Annotated in this window: 12 protein-coding genes; all 12 read right to left on the reverse strand. The window is 65.4% G+C overall.

Annotated elements, in window-relative coordinates:
* Window positions 1-94: 94 nt before the first annotated feature.
* A complete protein-coding gene (locus AC13D8_RS07010) occupies window positions 95-595 on the reverse strand; it encodes a prepilin peptidase (protein WP_482968252.1) in 501 nt (166 codons plus the stop codon).
* Window positions 596-604: 9 nt separating this feature from the next.
* Window positions 605-1,459: a tetratricopeptide repeat protein gene (locus tag AC13D8_RS07015; protein ID WP_482968253.1), complete on the reverse strand. Its 855-nt coding sequence runs from the start codon at window positions 1,457-1,459 to the stop codon at window positions 605-607.
* A gap of 29 nt (window positions 1,460-1,488) precedes the next feature.
* Window positions 1,489-2,040, reverse strand: a complete 552-nt coding sequence (locus tag AC13D8_RS07020; RefSeq protein ID WP_482968254.1) for a tetratricopeptide repeat protein — start codon at window positions 2,038-2,040, stop codon at window positions 1,489-1,491.
* 13 nt (window positions 2,041-2,053) lie between these two features.
* Complete coding sequence (locus tag AC13D8_RS07025; RefSeq protein WP_482968255.1) at window positions 2,054-3,037, reverse strand: type II secretion system F family protein; 984 nt, start codon at window positions 3,035-3,037, stop codon at window positions 2,054-2,056.
* Window positions 3,038-3,047: 10 nt separating this feature from the next.
* Window positions 3,048-4,016 (reverse strand): type II secretion system F family protein, encoded by a 969-nt coding sequence (locus AC13D8_RS07030; RefSeq protein WP_482968256.1) that lies wholly within the window; start codon window positions 4,014-4,016, stop codon window positions 3,048-3,050.
* 4 nt (window positions 4,017-4,020) lie between these two features.
* Window positions 4,021-5,454 carry a TadA family conjugal transfer-associated ATPase gene (locus tag AC13D8_RS07035; protein ID WP_482968257.1) on the reverse strand — a complete coding sequence of 478 codons (1,434 nt, stop codon included), beginning with the start codon at window positions 5,452-5,454 and terminating at the stop codon, window positions 4,021-4,023.
* Between the two features lie 16 nt (window positions 5,455-5,470).
* Window positions 5,471-6,694 carry a CpaE/TadZ family protein gene (locus AC13D8_RS07040; protein ID WP_482968258.1) on the reverse strand — a complete coding sequence of 408 codons (1,224 nt, stop codon included), beginning with the start codon at window positions 6,692-6,694 and terminating at the stop codon, window positions 5,471-5,473.
* A gap of 244 nt (window positions 6,695-6,938) precedes the next feature.
* Window positions 6,939-7,604 carry an OmpA family protein gene (locus AC13D8_RS07045; protein ID WP_482968259.1) on the reverse strand — a complete coding sequence of 222 codons (666 nt, stop codon included), beginning with the start codon at window positions 7,602-7,604 and terminating at the stop codon, window positions 6,939-6,941.
* A 14-nt stretch (window positions 7,605-7,618) separates the two neighbouring features.
* The gene (locus AC13D8_RS07050; RefSeq protein WP_482968260.1) at window positions 7,619-9,043 is read right to left on the reverse strand and encodes a type II and III secretion system protein family protein; all 1,425 of its coding nucleotides are present in this window, start codon (window positions 9,041-9,043) and stop codon (window positions 7,619-7,621) included.
* A 197-nt stretch (window positions 9,044-9,240) separates the two neighbouring features.
* A complete protein-coding gene (cpaB, locus tag AC13D8_RS07055; protein WP_129434166.1) occupies window positions 9,241-10,113 on the reverse strand; it encodes a Flp pilus assembly protein CpaB in 873 nt (290 codons plus the stop codon).
* Between the two features lie 121 nt (window positions 10,114-10,234).
* Window positions 10,235-10,417, reverse strand: a complete 183-nt coding sequence (locus AC13D8_RS07060) for a hypothetical protein (protein ID WP_482968261.1) — start codon at window positions 10,415-10,417, stop codon at window positions 10,235-10,237.
* 180 nt (window positions 10,418-10,597) lie between these two features.
* Window positions 10,598-10,871 (reverse strand): Flp family type IVb pilin (locus AC13D8_RS07065; protein WP_482968262.1); only part of this gene is annotated, 274 nt, incomplete at its 5' end.

A 10,871-nucleotide genomic window follows, 5' to 3' on the forward strand; every position in this document is an offset into this window, starting at 1 on the left:
CTGATCTGCCCTCGATACCCGTTTAACGGGCACATCATGAGGGCCGAGTTTGTGCAAAATGTGGCTGGCGCCGGGCGGTCCTGCGGCGGCGCGGTCAGGCCCCGTGGAGTGCGGCGAGCGCGAGGTAGAGCGCGAGCGCCGGCCCGAGCGCGAGCCCCATCGGGAAGCGGCGGCCGGAATGCCAGCTTACCCAGTCGGGGGCGAGGCGGCGCAGCGGGCTCATCCGTGCGAGGCGGTGGGTGGCAAAGGCCGCCAGAAGCACGCCCGCGAGGAGCAGCATGACCGCGGATGCGTCGCCCAAGGCCACGAAAGGCCCGGCGGCGGCGATGAACTTGGCATCGCCCGCGCCCATCAGCCCGGCGGCATTGGCCCCGATCCCCACGAGCAGCAGCGCGGCGAGGTGGCTCAGCCGCCACAGGTAGTCGGGGAGCGGCAGCACCGCGATCCCCACCGCGAGATAGACGCAGACCAGCGCGATCACCGCCTTGTTGGGGATTTTCATCGACCGCAGGTCGCTCCACGCCACCCACAGGCAGATCGGCGCGGCGAAGATCAGGAACCAGAGCGCCGCCGTGGCCGGTGTGTCAAAGCCCATGAGGCGGCCTCAGCCCGTGCCGCTTTCGAGCGCGCGCAGGCTGCGCACGGCGGCGTCGAAATGTTGCGGATGGGTTTCGACCGCCTCTTGCAGCAGGCCGCGGCCGATGGCGACATCGCCCTGTTTCACCGCCGCGAGGCCCAGCGTGTAGAGAAGCTGCGCGCGTTCCTCCTGCGTGGCCGGCAGGACCGGCATGGCGTAATTGCCCTGTGTGCCGCGCGCGAGAACGAGGTTGTTCTTGGCAGTGAAGAGCCCCGGATCCTGGCGTACCGCGTCGGCAAACAGGCGCTCGGCCCCGGCGGCGTCGCCACGGCTGAGCTTGGAATAGCCCCAGTTGTTCAGCACCGGGCCCGGCTTCGTGGTGAGCCCGACGGCGGTCTGGTAGAAGCTGTCGGCCTTGTCCCAGTCTTCCTCGCTGTCGGCGATCATCGCCTCGAGCCGGTAGCGGTTATAGGTCTCGACGGTCGGCGGGATCGTGTCGAGCACTTTGGCTGCGCGGTCCCACTCGTTGTTGCGGATGAGCGCATCGGCCAGCGCCACGCTGTCGGTGTCGGCGGCGTCGGGGTGATCGGTGACCTTTTCCCAAGTGGCGACCGCCTCGGTGGCACGTCCGGCGCGCACGAGCGATTTTCCCAGGCCCCGCATCAGGTCGATCCGGTCGGGATCATTGGCCGTGGCGCGCTGGAAATAGGCGACCGCCTCGGCGGGGTCGGACGATTGCAGCATCACCTCGTTGAGGTTGCTTTCGTCGATGACGTTGATGTCGCGCAGGGCGCGATCGACCTCTTCGCCCGGGGTCGGCGCACAGGCGGACAGCGCGACGGCCCCCGTCGCGCACAGGATGATCCGGATGGAATGGCGCATTCTTGCGTCCTTTTACTGCCTCGGCCTCGTCATGGTATCTTGCGCAGGAGGTATTTGCCTCCACCGCGCCGCACCACTTTGTATTCTTGTTCGACATTGTCATCATAGCTGGAATCCCGCGATTTTGCGAGAGCCAAACGCAGGTTGTCGCGAATCGCGTCGCTGGTGCCATTGTCGAGCGCATAGGCGCGGCGCAGCATCTGCTCGGCCTCAAGGAAATCGCCCTTTTCCACCAGCACGACGCCGAGATTGTTCCACATTTCCGGCGTCGCCGCGTCGCTCTCGATGGCGCGGCGCAGGAGCCGTTCGGCGGTGCCGAGCCGACCCATCGCGAGATTGGCGGTGCCCAGCCCCGCGAGCACGTCGGCGGTGAGGCCCTGATCGGCGCCGGCGCGCGTATAGGCGCGATGCGCGAGCTCGAATTCGCCGGCGTCCATCAGCCGGTGCCCGACCAGGAGCGGATCGACCGCCACCGGTTTGCCCGGGGCGGCACCGGGCGGGAAGGGCCCCTGGGGTGGGGCCGGGGTGCAGGACGCGAGCATCAGCGCGAACGCCAGAGCCGCCGCCAACCGTCCCGCCATCGTGCCCCTTTCTTCACTTGCCCATCGTGAACAGCTTCATGATGTCGAGCATCGAAGGTCCGACGAGAATGATCAGCAATGGCGGCACTGTAAGCGTCATCGTGACCAGTGTCATCTGGGTGGGCAGCTTGTTGGCCTTTTCCTCGGCGCGCATGACCCGTTTGTCACGCATCTCGCCGGCATAGACGCGAAGTGCGTCGCCCACCGGGGTGCCGAAGGTCTGCGACTGGATGAGGGTGGTGACGAAGCTGGAGATGTCCTGCACGCCGCAGCGGTCACCCATCTCGCTCAGCACCGAGGGCTTGTCGCGGCCGGCCTTCATCTGGAGCGCGACGATTTCGTATTCCTCGGACAGGGCGGGGTAGGAGGAGCGGATTTCCTTGGCCACGCGGATGATTGCCTGGTCCATCGACTGCCCGGCCTCTACGCAGACGAGCATCATGTCGAGACTGTCGGGAAAGCCGTCCTGGATTTCTTCCTGGCGTTTTTGCTGGCGCTTTGTGACCCAGTATTTCGGCATCATGTAGCCCACCAGGCCGGGGCCGAGGATATAGGCGATGGAGGTCTTGATATCGGTCTCGCCGCCGGCCTTGAACAGCAGGAAGTAGAGGATCCCCAGCGCCAGAAACCCCAGCGCCAGCCCCAGTTGCGCGGCGTGGAAATAGCGCACCGCGTCGCGATGCCGGTAACCCGCCTGCATCAGCTTGAGACGCATCTCGCTCAGTTGCTTCGAGTCCTGCGGCTCGAGGAAGGTGGCGTATTTGTCGAGCTTCTTGTTTTGGCGCTTGGCGCGCAGCGTGTCCTTGCGTGGGCCCGCGGCGGCCTGGGCGCCGGGCTGATACTGCTTGAGCTTGTCGAGCGGGTCGGGCTTTTGCTGGAGCATGAACCCCAGCGTGACCAACATCAGAAGGACACCGAAGCCGCCCAGCGCGATCACCGGACCGAACGGGCCGAGGCTGTCGATCAGCAGCGGGATGATGGCGGGGGGCAGGGGCATGAAAGACCTTTCAGACCTTGATGTTCACAAGGGCGCGCATGACGATGACGTTGAGCACGAGGAATACGCCGACGATCAGCACCGCCGGGATGAACCAGGGGTGGTCCATCGCCTCGTCGTAATAGTCGGGCTTGATCATCTGGATGCCGAAGATGGCGAATAGCGGAAAGCCCGACAGGAACTTGCCCGACCATTGCGCCTCGGCGGTGATCGCCTTAACGCGGCGAAACAGGCGAAAGCGCGCGCGGATGACCTTGGCCAGCCCCGAGAGGATTTCGGCCAGGTTGCCGCCGGCCTGCTGCTGGATGGTCACCGCCACCGCGAGAAAGCGCAGGTCCTGCATGTCGAGCCGCTCGGCCATGTCCTTGAGCGCCTCGCCGATATCGCGGCCATAGGTGGCCTCGTCCGCGATCACGCCGAACTCGGTGGCGAGCGGGTCGGACACCTCGTTGGCGACAATCCCGATGGCCGAGGAAAACGGGTGGCCCACCCGCAGGCTGCGCACCATCAGCTCGATCGCGTCGGGGAGCTGTTCCTCGAGCATGCCCATGCGCTTGGATGCCTTCAGGGAAATCCACATGTAGACGCCGCCAACGCCCATGGCCGCCGAGACCAGAATCCGCACCGGCAGCGGCGTGGCGGTGCCGATGGTCAGCCCGAGAAAGGCAAGGACGCCCGTGGCGGCCATGATCATCACGATCTGCTTGGGCGTGAAGGCGATGGCCGCCTTCTGTGCCTTGACCGACAGGATCGCGTAGAGCGGCACGCGCCGCGCCTTGAGGTGCTGCTCCATCTCCTTGCGGAGGGTTTCCATCACCTGCTCGCGGTTGCCGTGCTTCTCGAGCAGTTCGAGCCGTCGGTTCACCCGCTTGTCGAGGCTGATGGAGCGGCCGAACACGGTGAGGTAGAGCCCCTCGACAAGCACCAGAACGCCGACGAAGATGAGGCCGTAGATGATCGGTTCGGCACCTATGCTCATTGTCTTACTCCGCCGCGATGGGTTCGTAGATGGAGGGCGGCAGGTCGTAGCCCCACAGGCGGAAGCGCTCGGTGAAGTGCGAGCGCACGCCGGTGCCGGTGAAATGGCCCAGGATCTTGTTTTCGGACGAGATTCCGACCCGCTGGAAGCGGAACACCTCCTGCATCGAGATCACCTCGCCCTCCATCCCGGTCACCTCGGTGATCGAGGTCATCCGGCGCGAGCCGTCCTGCAGGCGGTTGGCCTGCACGATGACGTTGACGGCGCTGGCGATCTGGTTGCGCACCGCCTTGAGCGGCATCTCGATCCCGGCCATCGCGACCATGTTTTCCAGACGGCTGAACGCGTCGCGCGCGTTGTTGGCGTGGATCGTGGTCATCGAGCCGTCATGGCCGGTATTCATGGCCTGAAGCATGTCGATCACCTCTTCGCCGCGCGTCTCGCCGACGATGATCCGGTCGGGGCGCATCCGGAGCGCGTTCTTGATACAGTCGCGCGCGGTCACCTCGCCCTTGCCCTCGACGTTGGGGGGGCGCGTCTCCATGCGGCCGACATGGGCCTGCTGAAGCTGCAATTCGGCGGTGTCCTCGACGGTGAGGATGCGCTCGGCATTGTCGATGAACGAGCTGAGCGCGTTGAGGGTGGTGGTCTTGCCCGAACCGGTGCCGCCCGAGACGACGATGTTGAGCCGGCAGGCGACGGCGGCCTGGAGATAGGCGGCCATTTCCTCGGAAAAGGCGCCGAAGCGCACGAGATCGTCGATGCCGAGCTTGTCCTTCTTGAATTTGCGGATCGACACGAGGCTGCCATCCACCGCGATGGGCGGCACCATCGCGTTGAATCGCGAGCCGTCGGCGAGGCGGGCGTCGACGTAGGGGTTCGATTCGTCCACCCGGCGGCCGACTGCGCTCACGATCTTGTCGATGATGCGAAGGAGGTGCTTTTCGTCCTTGAAGGTGACGTCACTCACCACGAGCCGACCCTCGCGCTCGATGAAGATCTGGTGCGGGCCGTTCACGAGGATGTCGCTGATCGTGTCGTCCTTGAGCAGCGTCTCGAGGGGGCCGAGGCCCTTGACCTCGTCGTAGAGCTCTTGCGTCAGGCGGGCGCGGTCCTCGCGGTTGAGCACGATCCCCTTTTCCTGGAGGATTTCCGAGGAAATGGCGGTGATCTCGGCGCGCAGGTCGGCCTCGGTCGCGGTGTCTAGCGCGGAGAGGTTGAGATTGTCGAGCAGCGCGCGGTGAAGCTCGATCTTGATCTCGCCAAGCCGCTCCTTGCGCTTGCGTTCCTTGTCCTCGGGCGCAGGCGCCGCCGCCGATTTCTGCGGCGGCCTGCGCAGGCTGGTGACCTTGGGGGCGGGCTCGGGCTTGTTGGCCGTCGCGGTGGGGGCCTTGGGCGCAGGGGTGGCGCCGCCTGACTTCTTGTAGCGCGAAAACATCTGTGGCGTCCTTTCCTCAGGCGGCCTCGGCCTCGTCGCGGCCGAGCTCGTGCAGCGATTGGGCGAGCTTGGCGATCTCGCGGCGCAGCGGGTTCTTGGCGGCGGTCGAGGCGAGCGGCAGCCCGTGATCGGCGCTTTGCGACACCGCGCGCCCGCCATCGGGAAGCTGAAGCTCGAGCCCGATCTCGAGGCTTTCGGCCAACCGCCTGACGCGGGACCGCGCCCCGATATCGGTGAATTTCGGCGCCCGGTTGAGGCAGTAGCGCAGCTTCTCGAGCGGCAGGTCCTCGGCCTGGAGCGCGCGCTTGATGCGCAGGGTGTTCTGCGCCGAGCGCATGTCGAGCTCGAGCGTGGCGAAATAGATCTGGCATTGGTTGAGCACCGTCTCGGTCCATTGCACCAGCGTGGTGGGCATGTCGACGATGACGTAGTCGAAATGGCGGCGCGCGAGGTCGAGCACGCGGGTCACGTCGTCGGAGCCGATTATGTCGAGCGGCAGGATATCTGTGGGCGCGGTCAGCACGCGCAGCTTGTCCTCGAAGGTGACGAGCGCCTGGCGGAACACGTCCTCGTCGAGTCGCTCGGTATCAGACCACATCTCGAACACCACGTCCCTGCGCGGAAGGTCGAGGAAGGTGGCGACCGAGCCGAATTGCAGGCTTAAGTCCAGAATGCAGACCTGCGGCGGCTTTGCCTTGTTGATATTGGCCAGTTCCCAGGCGAGGTTGACCGCGAGCGTGGTTGCCCCGGTGCCCCCGGCGAGCCCCTGCACGGCGAGAATCACGCCGCCTTCGGCGCTGGCCTCGGGCAGACGCTCGGCCTTGGTGGTGGTTGCAGCGGCAGGGGCGGGCGTGCGCAGCCGCTCTATGGCGGCCTGCAACTCGCGCTCTGGCAGGGGGTAGGGCACGAATTCGTCGGCCCCGTTGCGCAGAAGCTGGTGGAGCGCGGCGGGGCTGACATCCTCGGCGATGAGGATGCTCTTGATTCCGCGCTGGGCGGCAACGAGGATGATCTGGTTCATCAGCGGCAGGTCGTCTTCGTCGTGTTCGTCCATCGCCAGCGCGACGAATTCGAGGGTCTCGGCCTCGGGCTGGTTGAGGAAGGCCAGCGCCTCGGAAAAGCCCAGATCGCCCCAGGCCTCGCCGAGGGTGGCCTCCATGTCCTCGATGAGCAGGTCGAAGTTCTGCACATCCCTGCTGATGGTGCAGGCGCGGATCGGCGTTGTGTCGGTCTGGGTCATGTTGAAACTCACCACTATTGTCGGTCGGGGCCCTCTCCGTCCGGCACGTCGGATCGCACACCGCAAAGGGGGCGGGGCGCGGATCGGTCGCGTCAGACGGCGCGGGGCATTGCTCGATAATGGAAACATGGCCGTTAATGTGGGCGACATTTTGGCCAAAAGATCGTAATTGTAGGAAGCCCGAAGACAAAAAGACCTGCCTGGTGCGGCGGGTCTCGGGCAGGGCCGATCTGATGGGGTGGGGCTATTGCTCGCCGCTGCCACCGCCTGCTGTCTCGGCATCGAGCGTGACGGTGGATTCCCAGGTCGCACTCTCGACATATTCGCGATAGACCACTTCGGCATACTTGCCGTCCATCACGATCGGGTGCGAGCCGACGAAGCCCGAGACCTCGGTCACGGTGCGGCGGTTGCGCCTCTCGCGGCCTTGCGTGACGATCAGGGGCTGGGTTTCGCCGAAGGAGGCGACCGCCTCGAGCCGGTCGCGGCCGACCCCCTGGCTGGCGAGGTAGCGTACCACCGCCTGTGCGCGGCGCAGCCCGAGCGACTTGTTATAAGCCTCCGGGCCGACAGCGTCGGTATGGCCGTAGACGCGGAAGCGCACCTCGGGGAACTGGCGGATCCAGTGCGCCTGTTCGCGCAGGGTGTCGCGCGCGCCGGCGTCGAGCACGTCCGAATCGAAGGAGAAGTTCACCGTGCTGTCGACCTCGCTGGCGAAGCGGTTGGCAAGGTCGAAGACATAGCTCCGCTCGCCGGTCATCACGAGGTGGTTGTTCATCGACGCCTCGCCGAAGGCACCATTATCGACGAGCGATCCCGCTTCGCCGAAATAGGAGCGGACGACATCGCCATCAGGTGACGCGCAGGCCACCGTGACGAAAAGACCGGAGATCGCCAGATACCGTTTCATCGCCCTGCCCCCTGTCATTCCATCACGTAGCCGTAGGACCCGGTGAAATCCTGCCGGGCGACCTCGCCCGCGGCACCGGATTTCGGTGCGTCACGCATCACGCGCCCGCCCAGAAACAGATCGCCCTCGGACGGCAGGCGCACCCGGTCGGTGGGCAGCGCCAGCGCCTCGCCGCGCGTGGGCGAGACGAGATGTGCCGAGATGATGATGACGAGTTCGCTCTGTGCACGCAGGTAATCGGCGCTGCGAAACAGCGCGCCCAGCACCGGCACGTCGCCGAGCCAGGGCACCTGGGCATTGTTGTCGCGGAAATCGTCCTGCAGAAGCCCGGCGATGGCAAAGCTCTCGCCGTCACGGATCGAGACCGTGGTCGAGGTGTCGCGTCGACGGAAGGCGGGGAGCGTGATCGTGCCGGCATTGACCTGCTGGCTGTCGTCGATCGATGACACCGCCGCCGCCATTTCGAGGTTGATCACGCCATCGTCGAGCACGCGCGGGATGAATTTCAGTTCGACCCCGAATTTCTTGTAGTCGACGGTAATCGTGCCCTCTTCCTGCGCCACGGGGATGGGGAATTCGCCCCCGGCGAGAAAGCTTGCTTCCTGGCCCGAGAGGGCGGTGAGATTGGGCTCTGCCAGGGTGCGCACGACGCCCTTGGTCTCTAGCGCCTCGAGCAGGATGCCAAGCTCGACCGAACCGATGTCGAAGCCGATGAAGGCGGTGCCGGCGGCGGTCTGGTTGTTGATGGTTCCGGGCACGACGGTATCGCCGCCGCCGATCTGGTTGGTGCCGAGTCGCGCGCCCGCGACCCCCACCCCCTCGCCGGTGAGTGACGACAGGCCATCGACGGAAAGCGAGGTCGACAGCGCCTTGGACACCGTGCGTTGCATTTCGGCGAAGCGGACCTTGAGCATGACCTGCTGCTTGCCCGAGACCGACATGAGGTTCGACACGCGCTCGGGCGCGTAGCGCTCGGCGAGATCGAGCGCGCGTTGCAGGCGCGTCGGGCTCGACACCGTGCCCGACAGCACGATGCCGTCATTGGCGGTGCGCACCTCGATCTTTTCGCCCGGCAGGATCTGGCGGAGGCGTTCCTTGAACTCGGCGATATCGGTGCTGACGTGAACGTCGATATTGGTGATGAGCCGCCCGGTGCCGTCAAACAGCGTCAGCGTGGTGCGCCCCGGCGCCTTGCCGAGAACGTAAATGGTGCGGTCCGACAGGGTCGAGAAATCGGCGATGGCGGGGTTGGCGATGCTCAGCTCGGCGAAAGAGACGTCGCTTTCCACCACGACCGCGCGGTTCATCGCGACGTTGATATTGCTGGTCGCATCGCCGCGCACGACGCGCACGCTTTCGGCATGGGCAGGCAGCGCGCTCACACCTGCGCCGATTAGCGCGACCGCGAGGGCCGAGTGTAGAATGGTCCTGATGCTCATGTGACCTGCCTCTCCGATCACGCCTCTTGTCCGGGTCTTGCGCCCGCGTTTGGCGTCACTCTGCGCGAGAATTGCGAATTTTGCAAGGAATCAATGAGATTCGCGCCGTCTTTGATCCTCGCTGTGCCGTTTCTGCCCGCCCGGAATACCCGGTGGCCGCCCGAAGGCGGCCCCGATGGTGGGGCGCGTGCGCCGCCTCAGTTGGTGCAGGGGATGGGGGTCATCACGACTTCGGAGCCGCGGCGCGTGCGTATGGTGCAGCGCTCTTCTTCCATTTGCGGCGGTTTGGGGGCTTCGGCGGCCTCGATGCCGAGCAGGCGATACTGATCGACCTCGATCACCTCCGACGTGGTCTGGTCGAGCGCGCCGACGAGCGACAGTGACAGCCGCCCGGTGGATTGTGCCTGCGCGAGCGAAGCGACCTGCTGCGGGGTTGCCTCGACCGTCACGGTGCGCGCGATGCGGGCCTCGTCACGGTCCATGTCAGCGCTCTGGTCGACGGCGACAAGCGGCATCCGGGACTCGATGAGCTTGGTCACGCTACCGGTGGAATTGCCTTCGGTGCGCATGTTGCCCTTGCCGACAGAGCCGGTCCAGTAGACATCGACCCGGTCGCCGGGACGCAGGAAGCCCGAAACGCCGCTCTTGGCGTCCACCTCGATGGCGAAGGCGCGCATCCCGGACGCGAGCCGCGATCCGATGCCCGCGGGCTCACCCGGGTCGGTCACCTTGCCGGCGAGGATCACCTCGCCCTCGACCATGCTGCGCAGCACCTCGCGCGGATCGCGCGCCTCCTCGGGAAAGAGGGCTGTGGCTTCGGTAAAGATACCCTCGGGCAGCGACGACTTGGGGTACTTCACGCTTTTCACCGCGTCCTTTTCCAGCTTTTCACCGTATTTCAGGTCGCGCGCTGCCACCAGGACATCAACGGTCTCGATCTCCGGGGCGCGCTGCTTGCGCTCCTGAGCGAGCTGTTGCTGGTATTGCTCGATGTAATTCTTCGCCATGTAGGTGGCAAAGCCTGCAAGGCCGATACCGACCAGCAGGACCAGTCCGAAGATCAAGCGCATTGCGTCTTCCTTTCCAATTCTTACGGCACACGGCCGATTCCCGGTTTTCAGCCGGGGATCATCCCTGCGAAATACAGGTTGAATGTGGCAAAACATGGGAGGTTGCGCGGCGTGCGTACGGTCACTCGTTCGATACGCGCGACAGCCGGTCGGCGATGGCCTTGGTGGCGGCATTGTCGCCCTCGACGAACAGGACCATCACCAAGGCGCCGAGCGCGGTAACGATCGCCGTGATCACGACCCAGTCCACGGTGACGGCGCCGCTGTCTTCCTGGAGCAGGAATGTGGTGATCGTTCTGCGCATCTGCATACCTCGTGATGCTGTCCCGGTGCTGCACATGGCCCCGGGTGCCGGGGGCGCGACCCGGCTCAAATACTCGTTACAACGTATACGCAGGGCCGTGTCCGCACCGGACACGGCCCTGCGAGGTCGGCAAACGCGCCCCCTTGCCGCCCGGTGGGTGCAAGGGGGCGCGCGGGGAGATTACTGCTCGGCGGTTGCCGTGTTGTCGATGTTGTTGCCGATGTCGGTCGAGATCGTGGTCGCGGCGGAGTCGATGCCACCCTGGATGGTGGCGACGCCGGCGATGCCGAGGCCCACGACCGCTGCGGTCAGAACGACCCAGTCAACCGTCACTGCGCCGTCTTCGTCTTTCGAGAAGTTCTTGAAAAAGTTCATCATGGTTTGGTCCCTCCAAAGGATCAGTTGCTCAGGTTTCACATCCACCCCGGTTTCAGACCCTCCAGTTTTATGGCCC

The sequence above is a fragment of the Roseovarius sp. B-10 genome (assembly GCF_056859295.1).

Coding starts and splice junctions, on each gene's coding strand:
- AC13D8_RS07010 (WP_482968252.1), bottom strand. CDS start 595: ATGGGCTTTGACACACCGGCCACGGCGGCGCTCTGGTTCCTGATCTTC.
- AC13D8_RS07015 (WP_482968253.1), bottom strand. CDS start 1,459: ATGCGCCATTCCATCCGGATCATCCTGTGCGCGACGGGGGCCGTCGCG.
- AC13D8_RS07020 (WP_482968254.1), bottom strand. CDS start 2,040: ATGGCGGGACGGTTGGCGGCGGCTCTGGCGTTCGCGCTGATGCTCGCG.
- AC13D8_RS07025 (WP_482968255.1), bottom strand. CDS start 3,037: ATGCCCCTGCCCCCCGCCATCATCCCGCTGCTGATCGACAGCCTCGGC.
- AC13D8_RS07030 (WP_482968256.1), bottom strand. CDS start 4,016: ATGAGCATAGGTGCCGAACCGATCATCTACGGCCTCATCTTCGTCGGC.
- AC13D8_RS07035 (WP_482968257.1), bottom strand. CDS start 5,454: ATGTTTTCGCGCTACAAGAAGTCAGGCGGCGCCACCCCTGCGCCCAAG.
- AC13D8_RS07040 (WP_482968258.1), bottom strand. CDS start 6,694: ATGACCCAGACCGACACAACGCCGATCCGCGCCTGCACCATCAGCAGG.
- AC13D8_RS07045 (WP_482968259.1), bottom strand. CDS start 7,604: ATGAAACGGTATCTGGCGATCTCCGGTCTTTTCGTCACGGTGGCCTGC.
- AC13D8_RS07050 (WP_482968260.1), bottom strand. CDS start 9,043: ATGAGCATCAGGACCATTCTACACTCGGCCCTCGCGGTCGCGCTAATC.
- cpaB (WP_129434166.1), bottom strand. CDS start 10,113: ATGCGCTTGATCTTCGGACTGGTCCTGCTGGTCGGTATCGGCCTTGCA.
- AC13D8_RS07060 (WP_482968261.1), bottom strand. CDS start 10,417: ATGCGCAGAACGATCACCACATTCCTGCTCCAGGAAGACAGCGGCGCC.